Below are 21,806 nucleotides of genomic sequence, written 5' to 3' on the forward strand. Positions count from 1 at the left end.
CACCCTAAATCCTGTGTCAGGAACCCGCGACCGTGAACGGAGCGCTCGCCCGCCCCTCGTTCGCCGACCGGTCCAGCGAGGTCAGGCAGTACGTCCCACCCGCCGACGACGGTTTCGGATCGGTCACCGGTGTCCCGGAGCGTCCGGTGGAGACCAGCGTGGCCTCCTTCTCCCCGGTCCGGTACAGCGCCCAGCTCACCCCGTCGGCGGCAGCCGCGAAGACGAGTTCGCCGTTCGCACCCCGGGTCGCCCCGGTGATCTGCGGCGCCGCCGGTGGCGCGGCCGGCAGGCGGGCCATCCGGGGCAGCAGCGCCGGCGACGCGTAGTGCTTGTCGCGATAGCGGGTCACCGAACCCAGCCGGTTCGCCTTGACCTTTTTGGCGCTGTAGTGCACCTGGCCCTGGACGCCGTACTTGTCGTTGAGCGCCATCTGCCTGTCGAGTTCGGCGGGATCGCTCCAGTCGCCTTTCTCGCCGACCCGGTAATCGGCCATCCCGATGTAGAGCTGCACGCCGGTGCCCTTGACCGTCTTCACCCACCAGGGCAGCGTTTTCGCGTAATCGGCCTTGTCGAAACCGATCGTCCAGTACAGCTGCGGCACGATGTAGTCGAGCCAGCCCTCGCGTACCCATTTACGGGTGTCGGCGTAGATGGCGTCGTAGCTCTCCAGGCCGCTGGTGTCGGAGCCTTCGCCGCCGTTGCGCCAGATGCCGAACGGGCTGATCCCGAACTTCACCCACGGTTTCAGCGCGGCGAGCCGTTCGTGCATTTCCCGGACCAGGGTGTTCACGTTGTCGCGCCGCCAGTCGGCCCGCGATTTCCCGCCACCGTGTTTCGCGAACGAGGCGTTGTCCGGGAAGTCCTGGCCGGCTTCCGGATAGGGGTAGAAGAAGTCGTCGAAGTGGACGCCGTCGAGGTCGTATTTCTCGACCGCCTCCAGCATCGCGTCCTCAACGAAACGGCGGGCCTCGGGCACGCCGGGATCGAAGTACAGCCGGCCGTTCTTACCGGTCGGGTACGAGATCCGCCATTCCGGGTGCTGGAGCAGCGGATGGTTCGGCGCGAGCTTCGTCAGATCGGTCCCGGCGCCGCCGCCCGGCGCCGGCTGGGTTCCCCGGTACGGGTTGAACCAGCCGTGGAACTCCAGGTTGCGGGCGTGCGCCTCGTCGATCATGAACGCCATCGGGTCCCAGCCGGGATCGGTGCCGTCCAGCTTGCCGGTCAGCCAGTTCGACCAGGGCGCGTACGCCGACGGCCAGAACGCGTCACCGCTGGGCCGGACGTGCACGAAGATCGCGTTGTGGTTCTGCGCCTCGGCCAGGTCGAGCCACTTCAGGTACTCCGCCTTCACCTGTGCCTGGGACAGCCCCGGCTTGGACGGGAAGTCGATGTTGTAGACCGTGGTGAGCCACATGCCGCGCAGTTCCCGGGCGGGGGCCCGGACCGGGACGACCCCGCACCGGCCGTCGTTGGCCGCGGCCGGCGCGGCCACCGCCGGCACCGGATCGCCGGTGGCCGCCGCCCGTCCGAGCGGCTGGTGGAACGCCGCGCGAACCAGGCCGACACCGAGAACAGCGACGCCGAACAGAACGACGGCGAGCAGCAGGACGAGACGAATCGGGGGGTTTCGTAACATCAGAGAACCGAGCGATAGACCTCGAGGGTGTCCTCGGCGATCCGGGCCCAGCTGAAGTGTTCGACGGCGCGGCGGCGGCCGGCCTTGCCCATCGTGGCGGCCAGCGCGGGGTCACGCAGCACGCGGGACAGGGTGGCGGACAGGTCGGCCACGAACTTCTCCGGGTTCACCGGTGTTCCCGTACCGTCCTGGACCTGCTCGATCGGCACCAGCAGGCCGGTCTCGCCGTCCTTGACCACCTCGGGGATGCCGCCGGTCGCGGTGGCGACCACCGCGGTCTCGCAGGCCATCGCCTCCAGGTTCACGATGCCCATCGGCTCGTAGATCGACGGGCAGACGAAGACCGTGGCGTGCGTGAGCACCTGGATGACGTCCTGTTTCGGCAGCATCTCCTGCACCCAGATCACGCCCTCCGGGTCACGGGCCTCGCGCAGCTCACGGGCCAGTGCCTCGACCTCGGCGGCGATCTCGGGGGTGTCCGGCGCGCCGGCCAGCAGGATGATCTGCGCCTCGGCGGGCAGGTCGTGACAGGCCCGCATCAGGTACGGCAGACCCTTCTGCCGGGTGATCCGGCCGACGAACACGACGCTGGGCCGGTTGCGGTCGATACCGAGCCGGTCGACGACGTCGGTGCCCTGGTCCGGCGAGTACAGCGCGGTGTCGATCCCGTTGTAGACCACCTGGATCTTGTCAGGGTCCACCGACGGGTACGCCTTGAGCACGTCCCGCCGCATCCCGCCGGAGACCGCGATGATCGCGTCGGCGCTCTCCACGGCGGTCCGCTCGCAGAACGACGACAACGCGTAACCGCCGCCGAGCTGCTCGGCTTTCCACGGGCGCAGCGGTTCGAGGCTGTGCGTGGTCAGCACGTGCGGGATGCCGTGCAGCAGTTTCGCCGTGTGGCCGGCGAAGTTCGCGTACCAGGTGTGGCTGTGCACGATGTCGGCGCCGGCGGCGCCGTGCGCCATCTCGAGATTGACCCCCATGGTGCGCAAGGCCGCGTTCGCGCCCGCCAGCTCCGCGATCTCCGGGTACGCCGTGACGCCCTCCTCGTCGCGGGGAGCACCGAAGCAGTGCACCCGCACGTCGGCGAGACGCCGCAGGTCACGGGTCAGGTATTCCAGATGCACCCCGGCGCCGCCGTAGACCTCCGGCGGATATTCGCGGGTGATCAGGTCGGCGCGCAGTCGTGAGGTCACGGTTCGCAGGATAGCGGGCCGCCGACAGCTCAGCCCGGTCCCGGCCCCGGACGATGGAACTGACGTGAACCGGCTGTGGTCCGTTTACCTGCTGATCGGCGCGGTGCTGGTGGTGAGCGCGGCCGCCACCCGGCAGCCGTGGGGCGAGGTGGTGCTGACCGGCGCGGAGATTTCCGCCGGTCTGGTGGTGATCGTCGCGATCCGCCGGCGCCGGCCGCCCGCCGCCGCGTCCTGGTGGCTGCTCGCCGCCGCGCTGCTCGCCTTCGCCGCCACCCACGTCACCGACCGCATCGGGACCGGCACGACGGCCGACGTGGCCGCCGTCGCCTGCGCGTTCACGCTGTTCACCGCGGCGATGCTGGTCCGGGTCCGTCATCTGAGCCGGCCCGGGCAGCACCGGGCGAACCTGGTCGACGGCCTGATCGTGATGCTCTGCCTGCTGGCCGGCATCTGGGCGTTCATCACCGGTCCGTTCCTGATGGAACGCTGGGGCCATCTGCCGGCCCTGCTGACGTTCATCCTGTTCAACCTGCTCGGCCTGGTGCGTACCGCGGCCGGGGCGGTGCTGCTGCTGGCCGGTGATCCCCGTGACCGGGTCAACCAGCTGCTGATGGCGAGCGTGGCGCTGCAACTGGCCGGCGACACCACGTACGCCAGCGGTCTGGCCGACAACGACGGCACGAAGTCCTGGCAGGTGGCCTGCTGGGTGTTCGGGCACCTGATCGCCGCGGCGGCCGCGCTGCATCCGCACATGGCCCGGATCGAGCCGGGGCGCGACACCCGGACGATCTCGCGTACCCGGCTCTGGCTCTTCTCGGTTCTCACCGCGCTCAACCCGCTGATGACCGGCCTGGCGGCCGCCCTGCGACCGCACGACGGTCCTCCGCCGCAGCCCGAGAACGAGCTGAGCCTGCTGATGGCGCTCAACGCGTTCATGATCCCGCTGCTGCTCAGCGTCGCCGTGAGCGTCCTGCTGCTGTTGCGGATGGGCGGGCTCGGGAACCTGGCGCAGCGCCGGGCGGACGCCCTGGACGCCGCCCTGCGCGAGCAGGACGAGCTGCGCGCCGAGCTGGAACACCGGGCCACCCACGACCCGCTCACCGGGCTCGGTAACCGGGCCGCGTTCACCGACGGGCTGGCCGCCGCGATGGCGACGCCGCACGGTGGCCGGGGCTGGCTGATCCTGGTCGACCTGGACGGCTTCAAGGAGGTCAACGACACCTTCGGGCACCCGGTCGGTGACGAGCTGCTGGTGGCGCTCGGCGGCGAGTTCCGGGCCGCCGTGCCGTCCGCCGCGGTGGCACGCCTCGGCGGCGACGAGTTCGCGGTCCTGATCCCGGGCGAGGCGGACGCGCCGCCGGCCGCCCCCGCCGACGGCGATCTGATCGGCCGGGACGCGGTGGCGGCCGCGAGCGTCCTGCTCGACGTGGCCGCGCGCGAGCGCCTGCTCAGCGGCAACCGGATACGCGTCTCGGCCAGCATCGGCCTGCTCGACCTGAACGACGCGGCCGGGCCCTCGGAGGCCCTTCGCGACGCCGACGTGGCGCTGTACGCGGCGAAGACCGCCGGCCGGGCCTGTTCGGCGATCTACAACCCGGTGGCAACCGGAGCCGCAACCACGGCGCGATGAGATGTGAGCGTGCACATCCCGTCGTTCACCCGCCTCGCGGCCTGGCAGTACACACTGGTCGCCGGCCTTGCGACGGTCTTCGCCGTGCAGCTGGTGGCGGGTGGCGCGGGCGGTCCGGCCTGGCTCCTGCCGCAGGCCGCCGGGGTCGTGGTGACGGTGACGGCGGTGCTCCGGCGCGGTGTGGGCTCGCCGCTCGGCTGGTGGCTGATGGCCGCCGCACAGATCGCCGCGACCGCGGTGAACGGCTGGTGGATGCTCCAGGACGCGCGCGGCGCGCCGGCGCCCGGCAACGCACCGATGGGCATGTCACTGACCGTCGTCTGGACGCTGTACGCGGCCGCCGGTTACGTGGTGACCCGCAAGCCCCGCCGGGGACGCTCGGCGACCGAGAGCGGGGCCGAGTTCGGCACCGTGGTGCTGTTCCTGTCCATGCTCGCCTGGTCGATGGTGATCGTGCCGTACCTCGACGACCCCGGGTACCGCCAGGTCGACGACGCGATGGCGGCGCTGTACGCGGGGCTCGACATCGCGATCCTGATCGTCGTGCTGCGCGGGCTGAACTGCTCCCGCCTGGTCACCGCGGCCGGCGTGACGCTGCTGGCACCGCACCTGGTCTACGCGGCCGCCGGCGGGTCCGGCACCGGGCCGTTCCTGCCGGGCGGTTTCGGCTTCCTGGCGATCGCGGTGTGGAACGTGCTGGTGACCGCGGCCGTGCTGCACCCGAACGCCGGCTGGCAGGGCACCTGCCAGGTCACCGGCGACCGGCTGATCGGCCGGCCCCGGCTGATCGGCCTGGTCGCCATGGCGGTGGCCAGCCCGCTCCTGCCGGTCGCCGGCGGCTATCTGACCGGTTCCGGCAGCCCCGCCGTGGTGATCGTCCCGGCGGCGATCACCGCGGTGCTCTGCGGGCTGCTGCTGGCCCGGATCGCGATCCTGCTCCGGATCGGGGAGGGCCGGGCCGCCCAGCTCGCAGCAGCGCTCGCCGAGCAGCAGGAGCTGCAGCAGCGGCTCGCGTACCGGGCCGGGCACGACGCGCTGACCGGGATCGCCAACCGGGACCTGCTGATGGAGCGGCTCACCGCCACCGCGGCCGGTGACCGGCCGTACGCGCTGCTGCTCTGCGGGCTGGACGGGTTCAAGGCGGTCAATGACACGTACGGCCACCCGGTCGGCGACACCGTGCTGCGCCAGCTGGCCGGGCGGCTGCTGCTGTTCGCCCCGGAGGTGGACCTGGTGGCGCGGCTGAGCGGCGACGAGTTCGGATTCCTGGTCGAGCGGGCGGAGCTCACCGACGACCTGGCTTCGCGTGTCCTGGCCGCCGTGGCGGACCAGCCCTTCGTCGTCGGCGAGCGGCGGATCCATCTGACGATGAGCGCGGGTGCCGCCATCGGCGTACCAAAATCGGAGCCGGCGGCGACGCTCGGAGATGGTGACCTGGCTCTTCGGGCTGCGAAGCAGGCCGGTGGCGCGCGGCTGAGCTGGTTCGACGACTCGCTGCGCGCCGAGCAGAGCGAACGCGCGAGGATCGCGGCGGGCCTGCGGCAGGCGCTGGCCGATCAGACGCTGCTGATGCACTACCAGCCGGTGGTGGACACCGCCACCGGCCGCACGCTCGGGGTGGAGGCGCTGATGCGCTGGCGCCGCGACGGCGAGATGATCCCGCCCGGCGTGTTCATCCCGGTGGCCGAGCAGACCGGCCTGATCGTCGCGCTCGGCATCCGCGCGCTGCGGCTGGCCTGCGCGCAAGCGACCCGGTGGCACGCGGAGTACGGCCTGTACGTGACCGTCAACGTCTCCACCCACCAGCTGCGCGACCCCGGGTTCGCCGGTGACGTCCTGGCGATCCTGGCCGAGACCGGTCTGCCGGCCCGGGCCCTGGTGCTGGAGATCACCGAATCGGTGCTCATCGACGCGGCGGACACCGGTGTGCTGGACGTGCTGCGGGCCGAGGGCATCCGGATCGCGATCGACGACTTCGGTACGGGGTACTCGTCCCTCGCATATCTGCACCAACTGCCCGTCGACATCCTGAAGATCGACCAGTCGTTCATCCGCCGCCTGCAGGACCCGCCGCGCCCGCAGGACGTGAGTCTGACCAGGGCGATCCTGGAGCTGGCCGGCAGTCAGGACCTGATCACCGTGGCCGAGGGCGTGGAGACCGCCGCGCAGGCCGAGCTGTTGCGCGAACTGCGCTGCCCACTGTCGCAGGGCTATCACTTCGGCCGCCCGGTGGAGCCCGGGATGATCGAGGCCCGGATGCGGGAGGCGAATCCCGCGCCGGTAAGCTGAAACGCAAGTCCACAGCAGCTGACGCAAGATATTTCGGACAGCCCTTTCGGGTGGCGAACGAGCGGCCGGAACATTAGCGTCCTTCCCATGGCTGTCAAGGTGCTTGCGATCGTTCTGGCTGGTGGAGAAGGCAAGCGCCTGATGCCCTTGACGGCTGACCGGGCCAAACCCGGCGTGCCATTCGGCGGCATCTATCGCATGATTGATTTCGTTCTGTCGAACCTCGCGAACGCGGGGTACCTCAAGATCGTCGTTCTGACGCAGTACAAATCCCACTCGCTCGACCGGCACATCTCCAAGACGTGGCGCATGTCCACGCTTCTCGGCAATTACGTCACCCCGGTGCCCGCGCAGCAGCGGCTCGGCCCGCGCTGGTTCGCCGGCTCGGCCGACGCGATCTACCAGAGCCTCAACCTGATCAACGACGAGGCTCCGGACTACGTGATCGTCTTCGGCGCCGACCACATCTACCGCATGGACCCGAAGCAGATGGTCAACGACCACATCGCCTCGGGCGCCGCGGTGACCGTCGCCGGCATCCGGCAGCCGCTGTCGCAGGCCGACCAGTTCGGCGTGATCGACGTGGCCGAGGACGGCAAGCGGATCAAGGCGTTCCGGGAGAAGCCGAAAGACGCGGAGGGCCTGCCCGACTCCCCCGACGAGGTCTACGCCTCGATGGGCAACTACGTCTTCACCACCCGGGCGCTCTGCGAGGCGGTCACCCGCGACGCGCAGGACCCGGACAGCAAGCACGACATGGGCGGCAACATCATCCCGATGCTGGTGGAGCGCGGCGAGGCGAACGTCTACGACTTCCGCGACAACGACGTGCCCGGCAGCACCGATCGCGACCGAGGTTACTGGCGCGACGTGGGCACGCTCGACTCGTTCTACGAGGCCCACATGGACCTCAACGCCACCCTGCCGATCTTCAACCTCTACAACCACGACTGGCCGATCTTCACGAACTACGGCTCGTGGCCGCCGGCGAAATTCGTGCACGGTTACGACGACCGCCAGGGCCGCGCCATCGACTCGATGATCTCGCCCGGTGTGGTGATCTCCGGCGCTCTGGTCGAGCGCTCGGTCATCTCTCCGAACGTGCGGGTGAACTCGTGGGCGCACGTGGACGGCGGCGTGATCATGGAGGGCGTCTCGGTGGGCCGCCGCGCGGTGATCCGCAACGCGATCATCGACAAGAACGTGGTGATCCCCGAGGGCGCGCAGATCGGCGTCGACCTGGAGAAGGACCGCAAGCTCTACACGGTCAGCGACAACGGCATCGTGGTGATCGGCAAGGGTCAGCGGATCGAGCTCTAGTCACTCGTTGGACGCATTTACGCAGGCCACTGTGGCTTCGTAATCTGAAGGCGTGTCGCACTCGGAGGATCCCACCACCGCCACGCGACACCTCTGCGCGGGCGCGTACCTCGACGAGGACTTCCGTGACGCCGCGCTGAACGAGGTCTACCGGCAGCCGCACCTGGCCGTGGCGCCGTCGTACGGGTTCACCCTCGGCCCGGTGCTCGGGCACTGCCTGCGAGCCCGGGCCGCCGCTCTGGCCCGCGACGGCGTGATCGTGGCCGCCCTGGCCGGCGCGGTGCTCAGCCGCGCGCTGCCGGTGCTGCTCCTGGTGGCGGGCTGCTCGATCGGCTGGGCGTTCTGGTGCCGCGCTCAGCTGCGACGTTTCCGGCCCGGCCGCGCGCCCACCTCCCCCGCCGACACGCCACGCCTGCGGGAGATCGAAAGACTTCAGTACGGCAACACGGTCATCCACGGGTTCCACCCCTACGTCGGGGCCGGCGAGGTGATCGGCACGTGGGGCTTCGCCCAGCGGCTGCTGCGCCCCGCCGACCCGGCCGGCCCGCCGCGCGCCGAGAGCGAACGCGAGTTCGACCGGCCGCCGTTCGCCGCCGACGACCTCGTCACCCACCTCGGCTGGCACCTCGGCTCGCTGGTCGGCGGCCCGGATGCCGTCTCCGGCCAGTCGATCGCCGGGCTCACCGTCACCGACCGGGTCTTCCTCGCCGGCACCGAGGCACGGCGGCTGCGCCCGATGACGTCACCGCACGAGATCGGCCGGATCATCCGGCATCCCGCCTCGCCGGCCCGGCACCAGCTCGCCTGCCAGGTCGTCTCCGGCGGCGGCGAGGTGGTGACCACGGTCCACGTGCACGTGGCGGTCCAGGGGCGCTCGCTCTATCTGGAGGTCACCACGACGGTGCTGCTGCCGTGCGCTGACGCGTACCGGGCGGTGGACCGGGACACCCCGCCGAGCTGGTGGCAGACGCTCTGCGAGGGTGTGGTGCGGACACCGGCGGTCGCCCTGCGGGCGCCGGCCCGCCTGATCCGGGCGCTGCCCACCGGCCGCGTCCCGGCCGGCCTCGACGAACGGCTCACCCGCGGCTTCGATCACGGCGCCCGGGTCGGGGTACGCGAGCTCGGCGCAGCGCCCGCCGATCTGGACCGGCACCCGGACGTGCGCAAACATCAGCGTCTCATCGAGCACCGGGTGCTCGCCGCGGTCCGTGATTTCCTGGACGCCCACGGCGTCCTCGCCGAGACCCCGTCAGCTCCGGCCACGCAGGGTGTGTGACGGGGAGACCCCGAACCGCTCGCGGTACGCGCCGGCGAACCGGCCCAGGTGGGTGAAACCCCATCGGTACGCGATCTCGCTGACGCTCGACTGCCCCGGGTCGGACCGGGACAGCTCGGCGTGCACCCCGTCGAGGCGCAGCCGCCGCAGATAGGTGAGCGGCGGCATCCCGACGTGCTGCCGGAACGACTCCTGGAGCACCCGGACGCCGACACCGGCCACCGTCGCGAGGTCCCCGATCGTGTACGGCCGCCACGGCTCCGCGTGCATCACGTCGAGGGCCCGTTTCACCGTACGCGGACGGTACGGGCCCTGCAGGCCGGCCGGCTCCTCGCCGTACGGATGCTCGACGCTCAGCGCGAGACCGCTCACCACCATGTCCCGCCACCGGGCCGCCATCCGGGGCCGGGTGGCCAGGGCGTCCGGGCCTCGCAGCTCGCTGAGCAGCAGCCGGACCAGCGCCGCCCAGGTCCGCCCCGGCCCGTCCACCAGGTCGAAACTGGCGCCGAGCGGCAGCGGCGAGATCACCCGCTGGTCGAGCGCCGCGTCCAGCTCGCGCTCCAGCGCGGACCGGTCCACCTTCACGCTGAGCAGCCGGCAGGTGCCCGGCCAGTCCAGCTCGATGTCACCGGTGGGCCGGTAGACCGCGGCGCGGGTCGGGTCGGCGTAGACCACCGTGCCCCGATGCCGCGACCGGAGCATCCCGGTGAGCGGCATCAGCACGTGGTACGACGTCTCCAGGGCAGCGATCGACACCCTGATGTCGGTGCCGTAACCGACCTCGCCGAGCGTGATCGGGCCGAGCAGCACCACGTCCGCGCTGAACAGGAACGTGGACGCGTCGCCGACCGGCTCGATCCGCAGCGGACCGTAGTAGAGCTTGCGGCAGAACGCCCTCGCCTCGTCCACGTCGGTCGTGCGCAACTTGACGTGGACCGGGATGTCCGCCCCGGGCCCCGAGGGGCCCCAGGGCCGGCCGCCTGCCATGCGTCCAGACTAGACCGAAACCAGGGTCCGCCCGGGGACGGCTGCCTCCGGCCAGGTGTACTCGGCGACCGAGCCACCACGCACCTCGACCTCGGCGAGCGCGGTCTCACCCTGCTGCCAGATCAGGTACCGGCCCTGCGGGAGGGCGTCGATGACCACACAGAAGGTGACGCCACCGCGGACGTACCGGGCCCGGACGGCGGCGTGCGTACGCCGATCCGGCTCGTCCGCCGGGCTCACCTCGATCTCGTGGCCGTGCAGGTGGCCCGGCGTCGAGATGATCAGCGCGCCGATGTCGCCACCGATGTTCAGCATCACCGTGCCCTGCCCGGACGGGGCGAGGGTGTGGTGGTGATGCGGGTGACCGTGTGCGTGAGTCACGAGGGGTTTCCGAATCCGTCGAAGGGGGTGCCGAGGAACGGGAACTTCTTCAGCAGGCCGGCGCTGGCGTCCTTGATGCTCAGTCCCTGCTCGACCAGGGCTGCCGCCGCGTCCGGCTCGAAGTCGGCGTTCACCAGCGGCACGGTGACACCGGCGATGGCCCGCAGCGAGATCGAGACGACGTCGTCGGCGATCCGGCGGCCGTTCGGGAAACCGGCCAGGTCACCGCCGACCACGCCGAACTTGTTCTCCTTCTCGGCCGGCGGGATGGCGGTGTTCAGCCGCAGCATGTCGGCCTGCAGCTTGCCGGTGTTGTTCTGGAAGCCGTCGATGATCCCGTCCGGGATGCCGGTCAGCAGGATCGCCAGCAGGTCGGCGCGCGGTTCCTTGGTCTTGTTCAGCGCGTCCAGCTTGTCGAACAGACCCGGGTAGAGCACCGGCAGCAGCGCGCCGAGTTCCGGGGTCGCGACGAACTCGGCGAAGCGCTTGTCCTCGCTCGGCGGCAGGCTGTTCCACTTGTCCTTCTCCGCCATCGGGACGATGACCTCGTTGAACAGCGGGTTGCCGAGCCGGGACACCTGGACCTGCGGGCCGACCACGACGTCAGCGCCCTCTTTGTCACCGCGTACCTCGACCTGGCGGCGGCTGGCCGACGTCCACACGCCGATGACCGCTCCGGCGTCGCGTCCGCGTACCCGCTTCTTGCCTTCCCGGCGGACCATGTGCAGCGGGATCTGGACCGCGATGCTGTGCACGTTGGTCTTGTCGGTGGCGTTGACCGCCTTGCCGGCGTAGTTGAACAGGTTCTGGCCGACCAGGTGCTTGTCCTGGAACGGGCGCAGCGTGCCCAGGTCGAAGATCGAGCCGAGGTCGACGAAGAACGCGTCGGCGCGCTGACCGGCGAAGACCTTCTCGCCGGACTTCAGCTTGTGCACCGCGTCCTCGGCCAGCTTCTCGTAATCGGGGATCGAGAGCGGTCCGACGTTGCAGGGCGGGCAGGGCAGGCTCTTCGCGAGGACCGTGCTCTTGCCGTGCGAGTCGACCTTGGTGACCGAGTAGAACTGCCGCCGGTTCCAGTTCTCGCTGTCGAGAGACTCGATCGGGCCGGTGTTGTACAGGAAGGTCCGGTCGTTGCGCAGCTCGGTACGGAAGCGGAACTGGTACGTGACGTCCGGGCGGGCGTCGCCGTTCGCATCGATGTGGATCTCGTAGAGGACGTCGTCGCCGAACTCGAAGAAGTTCGGTCCGCTCGCCGGGAGCTGCAGCGGGACGTAGTTCGCGATCAGCGTGACCGTGTCGGGGTCGTCAGGGCTGACGAAGGCGTACAGGTCGGAGCTGTCGGCCACCGGGTCTTTGCTGATCTCCGGCGCTTCGCGGTGTGAAGACATGGTCGCGTACTCCTCTCTGCGTTAGCGGCCGGCTGCTTTGAGCAGCTGGGCGGCGAGCTTCTTGTCGGTGATGGTCAGTCGCTTCTCACCGGAGAAGACGTCGAAGGTGCCCTTGTTCGCGTCGCGGAGGGATAGCACCAGTGGCTTACCCTTCTCCTTGTCGTCGCCGTTCTCGCCGGCGAGGCTCAGGCCGGCCACGGACACTGCCGAGACGCCGACGCCGGTCGCGGCGAGGGCGAGGACCCGGCGGCGGGAGAGCCAGGGGCTCCTCTGGGCGCGGTAACGAACACGACTCATGCTGGGCCTTTCATCGTCAATTCGGGGGGCCTGACGGGCGGTGCATTGTCGACGCCCGTCAGTACGAGATCCACACACCGGCGGTTCAACTGTTTTTGCGACGACGTGCTCGGCTGAGTCCCGCACCCGCTGCTACCAGGGCCGCTGCTGTGAGCGCTCCCAAAATCAGCCAGTGACCGATATTCACCATGGTGGTGTCCGCGCTCGCCGGTGCCGCGTCGATCACGGCCGGTTCCGACTCCACGGGCGCCGGCGCCTCTGTGGTCTTCTTCACCACCGGCGCTGCTGTCGTCTTCTTCACCACCGGCGCTGCTGTCGTCTTCTTCACCACCGCCTTCTTCACCACCGGCGCTCCGAACTCCAGGTCGGAACACGAGTAGTAGGTGTCCGGTGTGCTGGACGTCTCCCAGACCACGTAGAGGATCTGCCGCCCGGTCCGCTCCGGCAGCGTCACCTTCATCCGGTACGCGCCATCGGTCAGCGGCGGGTCCTTGATGTCGGCGAGCGGCTTCGACCCGAGGGCGTCCCACGTCAGCTTCGTCGCCGGGTCGTAACCGGCCTTGGTCAGGTAGATCCGGAAGCTGCCCTCGTGCGGGATCGTCCCCCGATAGGAGACGGACAGCCGCTGACCGGATTTCACATCGGTCGACGGGAAGTCGTCCCGGGCCAGATCGAGGCCCTTGTACAGCGCGATCCCGCCGCTGCACAGCTCACCGTCCGGCACCCGCTCCCGGTCGTTGCCGTTCACGTTCGCGAGGCGCAGATTGTCGTACGCCCCCAATCGCCCACCGGTGGCCTTGCGCGCCGCGACGCAGGCCGCCGCGCTGGTCTTGCTGCCGTTGCCGCCGCAGGCGGCGGTCCGGCTGATCGGGGTGACCGGCGAGCCGTGCGCGAGCGCGGCAGCGGGCAGGGCAGGCACGGACGCGAGGGTCAGCAGCCCGGCGGCGGTGAGGAGGCGGACGTACACGAGGACACTCCTGGGCAGACACCGGCCGGGGATTCCCGGCCACCCTGGGGTACGTACTTCGGGCACCGCTCGTTCAGCCGAGGCAAAGCTGTGGTTGCATGGCCGATGTCCGGTAAGAACTCAGGAGGATTCATGAACAAGCCTGACGTCGGCCCCATCCCCGACGCTCCCGCCAGCGAACTGCTGATCGAGGACATCGTCGAGGGCGAGGGCCAGGAGGCGAAGGCCGGCGATTTCGTCAGCGTCCACTACGTCGGCGTCGCCCAGTCCACCGGCAAGGAGTTCGACGCCTCCTACAACCGCGGCGAGGCGTTCGGCTTCCGGGTCGCCGGCCAGCAGGTCATCCAGGGCTGGGACCAGGGCGTGGCCGGCATGAAGGTCGGCGGCCGCCGCAAACTCGTCATCCCGCCGCACCTGGGTTACGGAGCCCGCGGCGCGGCCGGCGCGATCAAGCCGAACGAGACCCTGGTCTTCGTGGTGGACCTGCTCGAGGTCCACTGATCCTCTGCTTCACCCGTGGGGCCCGGCCGGTTCGTCCGACCGGGCCTCGACGCTGTCTGACGAACGTTTTACGCTGGGGGTGTGGGGTACGAGTGGCTGACAGCGGCACTGGCTGCCCTGCGTGACGTCGAGACGTGGGAAGTGACCCAGGTTCTCTCCGCGAAACAGCGGCTTCCGCTGGCCGCGGAGAGCGCCGGAGTCCACTTCCTGACGATCAGCGGCCGGACCGAGACCGGCCGGGCTCTGGTCGTCGCGGTGCGACTTCTCGGCGGGCACCAGCAGCAGATCATCGGCGCCCGCGAGATGACACCGGACGAGTTGGCTCGGTTCGAGGCGTGGGAGGCATCATGACCAGGCAATACACCGACGAACAGCTCAGCGCGGCAGCGGTCGCCTTCGCCGCCGGCACGGTCACCTACGACCCGGCGGCACGAGTGAGCCTGCCCCCGGTCCCGGAGGCCGAGCCGATGGTGCCGCTCGGTGTGCGGGTGCCGCCGGCCCTCGCCCAGCGGGTCCGCGCCGCTGCCGATCAGGCCGGTGTTCCGTACTCGCAGCTGGTCCGCGAATGGATCGAACTGGGCCTCACCGACATGGCCGGCGACCTCACGGTCTCCGTCGCGGTGCTGCGGCGGGCCATCGCACACGCGGCCCAGAGCGGCCAGGCTGCGTAAAAGCGGAAAATCGCAACCGTATGGGTCGACCATGGGCCCATGGCTGAAGAACACCACACCGAGCCGCCCCTGAAGGTTCACGGCGACAAGCTGGCCGAAGCCTTCATCCAGGCACACCTCGTCAACGCGCCGGTCCTGCCCGAGCACCCGAGCGTCAAGCTGCCGGGCCGGCACCCGGCTGCCCCGGCCTCCCAACCGGCCCATAATGCGGTGTGACCCCGGTTCGCACCGTCTCCACCGCTGATCTCTCCGGCCCCGAGCGGTCGGCCGTCCGCGGCCTGCTCGACCTCGCGTTCGGCGGCGCATTCACCGCCGAGGACTGGGACCACGCCCTCGGCGGCCTGCACTTCCTCGTCCTCGGCGGCGGCGGCGAGCCGATCGCGCACGCCTCCGTCGTCCCGCGCCGGTTCCTGCTCGACGACCGTCCGCTGCGCTGCGGGTACGTCGAGGCTGTCGCCGTGCATCCGGCCCACCGCAGGCAGGGCCTGGGCGGCGCCGTCATGGCGCCGGCCGAGCGGGCCATCGACCATGGGTACGACCTGGGGGCGCTCTCCGCCTCCGAGGACGGGCACGGGCTGTACCTGTCACGCGGCTGGCGGCTCTGGGACGGCCCGACGGCGGTGCTGGCGCCCTCCGGGGTGACCCTGACCCCGGAGGACGACGACAGCACTTTCGTACGCGGAATCACCGCGACCGGCACGCTCGTCTGCGACTGGCGTGCCGGCGACGTCTGGTGACCGGTCTTACCGGCGCGGCCTGCGACGGCCGCGGAGCGTGACCGAGCGGCTGCGGCAGCGCCGCCGGGCCGGCGCCGGCTCCGGGCTGCCCGAGTCGAACGCCTCGAACTCGAACGGGTCGTCGAAAGGGCTCACTCAGCGCTCCGCAGGGACTCGCAGCCTGACTCGTCGGGCAGCAGCGGCCGGAACATCACCGACCACTGCTTACCGCCGGACGTCCAGGCGGTCTGCTGGTTGGCCTTGCCGGCGGCCTCCAGGACGGTGTCCTTCTCCGCGCCGCTGACCGCCAGGCAGTGGATCGCCACGGTCTTGTTCAGGAACTCGCCCGGGAGCTGCGCGCCGGGCCAGGCCACCGGCTTGCCGCCGAGGCCGTCACCGGGGTCGGTCCACGGCTGTGCGATCACCGCGACCTCCTCCGGAGTGTAGGGCTGCGACTCGGCGCCGAGGCTGGTGAGCTTGTCGACGAAGGTCTTCAGCGTCTTCCGCGCGGCCTGGTTCGCCGGGGTCAGCGAGCTGTCGTCGGGCTGGGTCTCGTTGAGCGCCACCACGTCGACGCTCTGGGTGCCGTACCCGGTCACCACCGAGACGTGGGTGCTCGGGGCGTCGGCGACGTTGGGCGAACCGAAGTCGGTGCCGGTCTCGACGCCCGCCTCGCCCGCCTCGGCGGCCAGCTGCTTCACCTCCTCCGGCGTGATCCGGGCGACCTGGAGGTTGGGCAGCGCCGGGCCGGGATAGATCAGCGTGGTCGGGCCCTCGGTGATCACCCGGCCGTCGGCGTAGACGCTCACCATCGGGAGCCGGCCCACCAGGAACTGCGGGGGCACGAAGCCGCCCCGGTACTGCACGCGCAGCACCAGGTCGTTGGCGGAGGGCGCGGTGACGCTCTCGGTCACCGGATCGGACTTGCCCGGTGCGCCGGCGTCACCGGCGGCACCGGGCTGGGCGCAGGCGCCCAGCATCAGCATGGGGATGGCGGCAGCGGTCAGGAGGCCGCGAGTTCGGGTCATGCTGGGTACGACGAGACGACCGTCACGCCGGTTCCGTCCCGTTTCGGATTTTCCCCTGAACGAGCCTGGACTTTTTTAGACGGCGACCCTCGCCTCACGTCCCAGGACCTCGACCACGTCGCCGGGGTGGAGCTGGCGGCCGCGGCGGATGTCGACCTCGCCGTTCACCGTCACGTCGCCGGAGGCGATCACGATCTTCGCCTCTCCCCCGGTCTCGATGAGATCGGCCAGTTTGAGGAACTGGCCCAGCCGGATCATGTCGCTACCGATGGAAACGTCTCGCATACGTCCATCATCCTTGACGAGAAACGATCTCGAAAACTTCCGGGCCGTCGTTGAACCATCCTGGCCGGTGATCCGAACTACATGTCGTGAGGCATCTGGGGATCGCCCGCCGTGCGGGCGCGTTGACCGCGGTGACCGCTGCCGCCGTACTCTCGACCGCCGGCCCGGCCGCGGCCGACGTGACGGTGAGTCCGGCGAGTGTGCCGCAGGGAAGCGGACAGAACCTGACCTTCAAGGTCACCAACGAGGGCGCCGCGCCGATCACCGAGGTGACGCTGCGGATCCCGGCGGACACGCCGATCGCGGAGGTCTATCCGCTGTCGGTGGACGACTGGGCGCCCAAGATCGTGTGGCAGAAGCTGAGTCAGCCGCTCACCTCGATCCACAACGGGACGCCGGTCGACGAGGCGCCGAGCGCGATCACCTGGATCGCCGTCGGCGGCACGTCGATCGCTCCGGGTGGCTCGGCCGATCTGACCGTGGCCGTCGGCCCGCTGCCGACGCTGAGCTCGGTGCGTTTCGCCGTGGACGCGAAACTCGCCGACGGCTCGGCCGCCCCGGCGATGCCTCCGGCCTCGCTGACGCTCACCCCGTCCGACGGCACCGCCGCCACGACACACCACGGTGCTGCCCCCACGACCGGAACCGATCAGGCGCTCACCCCGCAGGAGCAGGCGGCGTTCAACGAGATTCTCGAGGAGCAGAACGGCCCCTCGGTGATGTCGATCGCCGGCTGGGTGGTCGCCGCTCTGGCGCTGCTCGGCTGCGGCTGGGTCATGTTCCGCAACCGGCACCGCGCCGAGGAGGAGCCGGACGCACCCTCCGAGCCCGATGAGAACGAGCTCGATGCCGAGGCCGGCAAGGAGCCCGTCGGCGCCGGCACCAGCAAGTGGGCCTTCAAGGGCTAGACAGACTCCGACGCAGGCCGGGTCCTGCGAGCGGGAAACCTCACGCGGGTGGGCGTGAGGGTGTCGTGGGTAAGCGCGTGGGGCGTGAACCACGACCGGCGGGTGGGGCCCCGGGCAAGGCCCGTGATCCGCGCGCAGGGCGGGTGGGGGCAACCCCGCCCGCCCTTCATTCTCAGACGCTGACGACCCGCTCGGTCCGCAGCGCGTCGATGATCTCGCGTTCCACCCGGTCCGACACGTCGTGCGGGACCTGGCAGGTGCCGGCCGCGATGTGCCCGCCGCCGCCGTAACCCAGCATCACCTCGCCGATGTCCACCGGCGAGCTGCGGTCGAGGATCGACTTCCCGCAGGCGAAGACCGTGTTCAGCTTCTGCCGGCCCCAGATGATGTGCACCGAGACCCGGGCCTCCGGGAACAGCGCGTACACCATGAACCGGTTGCCGGCCTCGATCAGCTCCTCGTCACGCAGGTCGACCACGACCACGTCGCCGTCGAGCCGGCAGACCCGGTGCAGCTGCTCCACGAACCGCGCCGAGCAGTCGTGGAAGAGCTGGGCGCGCTCCGCGACGTCCGGCAGGGAAAGAATCTCGTGGACGTCCTGGTGCTCGATGCAGGCGTCGATGAGCTGCATCATCAGCTGGTAGTTCGAGATCCGGAAGTTGCGGAACCGGCCCAGCCCGGTCCGGCTGTCCATCAGGAAGTTGAGCAGCGTCCAGCCGGTCGGGCTGAGGATGTCGGTCAGCGAGTAATCCGCCGAGTCGGCCTGGTCGACGGCGCGCATCAGGTCGTCGGAGACCAGCGGGAAGCGCTGTTTGCCCCCGAAGTGCTCGTAGATCACCCGGGCCGCCGACGGCGCGTCCGCGTCGATGATGTGGTTCGGCAGGTTGCCCTCGTTACGCAGCGTCTCCGAGTGGTGGTGGTCGAAGACCATGTGCGCCCCGGGGGCGTACGGAAGGTTGGTGAGGATGTCCCGGTCACTGATCTCCTCGACGCCGTCCTGCACATCTTTCGGGTGCACGAACTTGATGTCGTCGATGAGGTCCAGCAACCGCAGCAAAACAGCGCAGACCAGACCGTCGAAGTCGCTACGGGTCACGAGCCGGTACTTCACGGGTCCCCCTCGGATGCCAGACCTTTGAGCCCAGTTTGCCACTTTTTTCGCTATGGCCCTGGTCGCATCGCGACATGGATGTGAACCTCGGCCCCGGCAGCGCCGTAAGGTTCAAACGGACGGTAACGACCCGGTCGGAGGACACGCAGACCATGGACCACGCACCTCAGCTCATCCAGGAGCGCAGCGCCCCACCAGCCACGTTGGTGATCTTCGGCGCCTCTGGTGACCTGACCCGCCGTAAGCTGCTCCCGGCCGTCGAGAGCCTTGCCCGGCACAACCGGCTTCCCGATCAGTTCGCCCTGGTCGGCGTCGCCCGGACGCCGATGAGCGACGACCAGTTCGCGGAAAGCGCGCTGGCCGGCCGCAGCCTGGCCGAGAAGCGCCAGCTGCAAGGTGGCATCCGCTATGTCGCGGGTGGCTACGACGACCCGGAGACCTTCAAGCGTCTTTCCGAGACGCTGGACGAATTGGACGCGCAGCGTGGCACGTCCGGGAACCGTTTGTTCTATCTCTCCACCCCGGCCGGCGCGTTCGAGCCGGTGATCAACGGTCTGGCCGGCGCCGGTCTCAACCTGGAGCGGGAGAACACCTTCTCGCGCCTGGTGATCGAGAAGCCGTACGGGCGGGACCTCGCCACGGCTCGCGAGCTCGACGGGGTCGTGCACAGCGCGTTCGACGAGAGCCAGGTCTTCCGCATCGACCACTACCTGGGCAAGGACACCGTCCAGAACGTGCTGGCGCTGCGGTTCGCCAACTCGATCTTCCAGCCGATCTGGGACCGTTCCTGGGTCGACCACGTGCAGATCACGGTCGCCGAGACGCTCGGTGTCGGCACCCGCGGCGGCTTCTACGAGGGCGCCGGCGCGATGCGTGACATCGTGCAGAACCACGTGCTCCAGGTCCTCGCCCTCGCGCTGATGGAGCCGCCGGTCTCGTTCGGCGGTGAGAACCTCCGCAACGAGAAGGTGAAACTGCTCCAGGCGATCCGGCTGCCCACCGACCGCGACATCGCCGACGCGGCGGTCCGGGGTCAGTACACCCGGGGCGGCACCCGCCAGGAGCTGATGGCCGGTTACCGCGAGGAGGTCGGCGTCGACCCGCTGTCGCGGACCGAGACGTTCGCGGCGATGCGGCTGAACGTGGACAACTGGCGCTGGGCCGGTGTGCCGTTCTACGTGCGTACCGGTAAGCGTCTGCCGGCCCGGGTCACCGAGGTGGCGCTGCAGTTCCAGCGGCCGCCGCACCTGCCGATCCCGGCCGACCAGCTCACCGAGCTGGACGCCGACGCGCTGATCCTGCGGATCCAGCCGAACGAGGGCATCTCGCTGCGGTTCGGCGCCAAGGTGCCGGGTCACTCGTTCCGGGTGCGGACCGCGAGCATGGACTTCTCCTACGAGCAGACGTTCCAGGAGGAGTCGCCGGAGGCGTACGAGCGGCTGCTGCTCGACGCTCTGATCGGTGACGCGTCGCTGTTCATCCGCAGTGACGAGGTTCAGCACAGCTGGGGAATCGTCGACCCGATCATCGAGCACTGGGCGAAGGACAACTCGCCGATCCCGACGTACGAGGCCGCTTCGTGGGGTCCGACCGACGCCGACCGGCTGATCGGACGCAACGGGCGTAAGTGGCGCAACGCCGCCTGACAAACGAGCGACACCGGTCGGGCTCGCATAGGGTGGTCATCACCCTCGATCCCCGCGAGCCCGTCCGGTTCCGTTCCAGAAAGTCACTTATATGCAGGTTTCGGTAGCACACCACCCACCGAACACCGCAGTGCTCGTGCTGCGCGGATCTCTCGACATCGACACGGCGCCCGCGCTCAAGGCCAATCTCAGCCGGCTCGTCGAGCGCGCCTCACCGCGCGTCGTCGTCGACGTCGCCGGCCTCGACTTCTGTGACTCGATGGGCGTCGGCGTGCTGGTCACCGCACACGGCCGCGCCTCCGAGCGCGGCGGCTGGGTCCGGCTCGCCGCGCCGTCCGGATTTCTGCGGCGGCTGTTCGACACCCTCGGCCTCAGTGATTACCTGCCGATGTTCCCGGACGTGACGGCCGCCCTGAAGGACGAGACGGCCGCCTGACGGCGTACCGAAAGGTCAGCGTGCGCCCGCGGCGACGGCGTCGAGTGCGGCGACCGCCGCGCCTCGCGCCCCGGCCATGTCCAGGTCCGGGACCAGGGCGAACGTGGCCGCCCGGGCCTGCTCGTCACGCAGCTGGGTGCTCTCCCGCACGGTGTTGAGGAACCACTGGCGGAAGTGCGGCGCGGCCTCGACGACCCCGCCGCCGAGGAAGTAGGCGTCCGGGTCGGTGAAGTTCGCGGCGATGGTGAACAGCTTGCCGATCGCGCGGGCCTGCTGACCGAAAACGGCCAGTGCGAGCGGGTCGTCCTTCTCGCCGTACCCGCGCAGCATCTTGGCGGCTTTCTCGACCGGCTCGGCGGCGAGCGGGTGGTCCGGGAAGCGGGTCAGCCAGTAGGGCAGCAGGTTCTTCTTGATGCCGGTCAGCGACGCGATGCTCTCGACGTCACCCTCGAAGCCGCAGTTGCAGACCGGCACGGGCTGGCCGTCCTCCAGGACGCCGTGCAGCGGGATCTGGACGTGACCGAGTTCGCCCGCCATGCCGGCCGCGCCGCGAATGACCTTGCCGCTCTCCACGACGCCGCCGCCCAGGCCGGTGCCGACGATCGCGGAGACCGAGCTCTTCTCCAGCGCCGAGGTGCCGAAATGCCGGTGATGCGCGTAGAGCGCGGCGGCGTTGGCGTCGTTGTTGTAGACGACGGGCATGCCGAGCCGCGCTTCCAGCGCTCCCCGGATGTCGAATCCGTGCCAGGAGACCTGATTGAAGTTGGTCGCGCCCTTCGAGGAGATCACCCCGTGGGCGCTTGCCGGGCCGGGTGTGTCCAGGCCGACCGCCCGCACCAGCGACAGCGGCGTCTGCGTCAGCTCCAGAATCGCGGTGAACGCGGCCGCCAGGGAATCGACGGCCAGCTCCGGGCCGTCGGTGACCCGGCTCGGGTTCTCCACGAGACTACTGACGAGAAACTGCCCGGTCGCATCGAGCACCGTAGCGTTGTTGCAGGTGCCGCCGTTGTCGAGCCCGACGACGACCCAGGAGGACGGGGTACGTACCGATTCAGCCTGATCCACGCTTTTGAGCCTACGACGACAGGCCTGCCGGGGTCACGGGTGCGCGCGGATTGCGGATCGGTTAGTCCT

General features: G+C 70.0%; 24 protein-coding genes. 12 read left to right on the plus strand and 12 right to left on the minus strand.

Going from position 1 to position 21,806, the window contains the following annotated elements:
* Window positions 1-16: 16 nt before the first annotated feature.
* Window positions 17-1,636 (minus strand): glycoside hydrolase family 10-like protein, encoded by a 1,620-nt coding sequence (locus tag B0I29_RS33065; protein ID WP_111653051.1) that lies wholly within the window; start codon window positions 1,634-1,636, stop codon window positions 17-19.
* On the minus strand, window positions 1,636-2,835 hold the full coding sequence (gene glgA / locus B0I29_RS33070; RefSeq protein ID WP_245972931.1) for a glycogen synthase: 1,200 nt from the start codon (window positions 2,833-2,835) through the stop codon (window positions 1,636-1,638). Before glgA ends, B0I29_RS33065 begins: the two co-directional genes overlap by 1 nt.
* Before the next feature lie 64 nt (window positions 2,836-2,899).
* Here glgA and B0I29_RS33075 point away from each other — a divergent pair, with 64 nt between their 5' ends.
* The 4 genes from B0I29_RS33075 (at window position 2,900) to B0I29_RS33090 (ending at window position 9,350) form a co-directional block, all read left to right on the plus strand.
* Window positions 2,900-4,465 (plus strand): GGDEF domain-containing protein, encoded by a 1,566-nt coding sequence (locus B0I29_RS33075; protein WP_111653052.1) that lies wholly within the window; start codon window positions 2,900-2,902, stop codon window positions 4,463-4,465.
* A gap of 3 nt (window positions 4,466-4,468) precedes the next feature.
* Entirely contained in the window at window positions 4,469-6,754 is a 2,286-nt protein-coding gene (locus B0I29_RS33080) for a putative bifunctional diguanylate cyclase/phosphodiesterase (RefSeq protein WP_111653053.1), read from the plus strand.
* 87 nt (window positions 6,755-6,841) lie between these two features.
* The gene (glgC, locus tag B0I29_RS33085; protein ID WP_111653054.1) at window positions 6,842-8,074 is read left to right on the plus strand and encodes a glucose-1-phosphate adenylyltransferase; all 1,233 of its coding nucleotides are present in this window, start codon (window positions 6,842-6,844) and stop codon (window positions 8,072-8,074) included.
* A gap of 52 nt (window positions 8,075-8,126) precedes the next feature.
* Window positions 8,127-9,350, plus strand: a complete 1,224-nt coding sequence (locus tag B0I29_RS33090) for a hypothetical protein (protein ID WP_111653055.1) — start codon at window positions 8,127-8,129, stop codon at window positions 9,348-9,350.
* Here the strand turns inward: B0I29_RS33090 and B0I29_RS33095 are convergent.
* From B0I29_RS33095 to B0I29_RS33115, 5 genes are all read right to left on the minus strand, one after another.
* Window positions 9,324-10,337, minus strand: coding sequence for an AraC family transcriptional regulator (locus tag B0I29_RS33095; protein ID WP_111653056.1), 1,014 nt, complete (start codon window positions 10,335-10,337; stop codon window positions 9,324-9,326). The genes B0I29_RS33090 and B0I29_RS33095 overlap by 27 nt on opposite strands.
* Before the next feature lie 9 nt (window positions 10,338-10,346).
* Window positions 10,347-10,718, minus strand: coding sequence for a phospholipase (locus tag B0I29_RS33100; RefSeq protein WP_111653057.1), 372 nt, complete (start codon window positions 10,716-10,718; stop codon window positions 10,347-10,349).
* Entirely contained in the window at window positions 10,715-12,106 is a 1,392-nt protein-coding gene (locus B0I29_RS33105; RefSeq protein WP_111653058.1) for a DUF4331 domain-containing protein, read from the minus strand. The genes B0I29_RS33100 and B0I29_RS33105 overlap by 4 nt, the downstream gene beginning before the upstream one ends.
* 21 nt (window positions 12,107-12,127) lie before the next feature.
* Window positions 12,128-12,403 (minus strand): hypothetical protein, encoded by a 276-nt coding sequence (locus B0I29_RS33110; protein ID WP_111653059.1) that lies wholly within the window; start codon window positions 12,401-12,403, stop codon window positions 12,128-12,130.
* An 85-nt stretch (window positions 12,404-12,488) separates the two neighbouring features.
* On the minus strand, window positions 12,489-13,370 hold the full coding sequence (locus B0I29_RS33115; protein WP_111653060.1) for a lytic polysaccharide monooxygenase: 882 nt from the start codon (window positions 13,368-13,370) through the stop codon (window positions 12,489-12,491).
* 132 nt (window positions 13,371-13,502) lie between these two features.
* Here B0I29_RS33115 and B0I29_RS33120 point away from each other — a divergent pair, with 132 nt between their 5' ends.
* The 5 genes from B0I29_RS33120 (at window position 13,503) to B0I29_RS33135 (ending at window position 15,279) form a co-directional block, all read left to right on the plus strand.
* Entirely contained in the window at window positions 13,503-13,871 is a 369-nt protein-coding gene (locus B0I29_RS33120) for an FKBP-type peptidyl-prolyl cis-trans isomerase (RefSeq protein WP_111653061.1), read from the plus strand.
* Between the two features lie 81 nt (window positions 13,872-13,952).
* Complete coding sequence (locus B0I29_RS33125; protein WP_111653062.1) at window positions 13,953-14,222, plus strand: hypothetical protein; 270 nt, start codon at window positions 13,953-13,955, stop codon at window positions 14,220-14,222.
* On the plus strand, window positions 14,219-14,542 hold the full coding sequence (locus tag B0I29_RS33130; protein WP_111653130.1) for a hypothetical protein: 324 nt from the start codon (window positions 14,219-14,221) through the stop codon (window positions 14,540-14,542). The genes B0I29_RS33125 and B0I29_RS33130 overlap by 4 nt, the downstream gene beginning before the upstream one ends.
* A gap of 39 nt (window positions 14,543-14,581) precedes the next feature.
* Window positions 14,582-14,758, plus strand: coding sequence for a hypothetical protein (locus B0I29_RS46030; RefSeq protein ID WP_181558086.1), 177 nt, complete (start codon window positions 14,582-14,584; stop codon window positions 14,756-14,758).
* Window positions 14,755-15,279, plus strand: coding sequence for a GNAT family N-acetyltransferase (locus tag B0I29_RS33135; protein ID WP_111653063.1), 525 nt, complete (start codon window positions 14,755-14,757; stop codon window positions 15,277-15,279). Before B0I29_RS46030 ends, B0I29_RS33135 begins: the two co-directional genes overlap by 4 nt.
* 6 nt (window positions 15,280-15,285) lie before the next feature.
* On the opposite strand, the gene B0I29_RS47580 is transcribed toward B0I29_RS33135, so the two are convergent.
* From B0I29_RS47580 to B0I29_RS33145, 3 genes are all read right to left on the minus strand, one after another.
* On the minus strand, window positions 15,286-15,414 hold the full coding sequence (locus B0I29_RS47580) for a hypothetical protein (protein ID WP_260329555.1): 129 nt from the start codon (window positions 15,412-15,414) through the stop codon (window positions 15,286-15,288).
* Window positions 15,411-16,286 carry a hypothetical protein gene (locus tag B0I29_RS33140; protein WP_111653064.1) on the minus strand — a complete coding sequence of 292 codons (876 nt, stop codon included), beginning with the start codon at window positions 16,284-16,286 and terminating at the stop codon, window positions 15,411-15,413. Before B0I29_RS33140 ends, B0I29_RS47580 begins: the two co-directional genes overlap by 4 nt.
* Window positions 16,287-16,361: 75 nt before the next feature.
* A complete protein-coding gene (locus B0I29_RS33145; RefSeq protein ID WP_111653065.1) occupies window positions 16,362-16,571 on the minus strand; it encodes an RNA-binding S4 domain-containing protein in 210 nt (69 codons plus the stop codon).
* A gap of 86 nt (window positions 16,572-16,657) precedes the next feature.
* Between B0I29_RS33145 and B0I29_RS33150 the strand changes: the two genes are divergently transcribed.
* Complete coding sequence (locus tag B0I29_RS33150) at window positions 16,658-17,479, plus strand: DUF1775 domain-containing protein (RefSeq protein WP_111653066.1); 822 nt, start codon at window positions 16,658-16,660, stop codon at window positions 17,477-17,479.
* Between the two features lie 172 nt (window positions 17,480-17,651).
* Here B0I29_RS33150 and B0I29_RS33155 read toward each other — a convergent pair whose 3' ends face one another.
* Complete coding sequence (locus tag B0I29_RS33155; RefSeq protein ID WP_111653067.1) at window positions 17,652-18,590, minus strand: DHH family phosphoesterase; 939 nt, start codon at window positions 18,588-18,590, stop codon at window positions 17,652-17,654.
* Between the two features lie 152 nt (window positions 18,591-18,742).
* On the opposite strand from B0I29_RS33155, the gene zwf reads away from it, so the two are divergent.
* Together zwf and B0I29_RS33165 are read left to right on the plus strand one after the other, a co-directional pair.
* Window positions 18,743-20,236: a glucose-6-phosphate dehydrogenase gene (gene zwf, locus B0I29_RS33160; protein ID WP_111653131.1), complete on the plus strand. Its 1,494-nt coding sequence runs from the start codon at window positions 18,743-18,745 to the stop codon at window positions 20,234-20,236.
* Between the two features lie 91 nt (window positions 20,237-20,327).
* Window positions 20,328-20,672, plus strand: a complete 345-nt coding sequence (locus B0I29_RS33165) for an STAS domain-containing protein (protein WP_111653068.1) — start codon at window positions 20,328-20,330, stop codon at window positions 20,670-20,672.
* Between the two features lie 15 nt (window positions 20,673-20,687).
* Here B0I29_RS33165 and B0I29_RS33170 read toward each other — a convergent pair whose 3' ends face one another.
* On the minus strand, window positions 20,688-21,737 hold the full coding sequence (locus tag B0I29_RS33170) for an ROK family protein (protein WP_111653069.1): 1,050 nt from the start codon (window positions 21,735-21,737) through the stop codon (window positions 20,688-20,690).
* Window positions 21,738-21,806: the final 69 nt, after the last annotated feature.

Source organism: Actinoplanes lutulentus (assembly GCF_003259845.1).
Classification (GTDB): Bacteria; Actinomycetota; Actinomycetes; order Mycobacteriales; family Micromonosporaceae; genus Actinoplanes; species Actinoplanes lutulentus.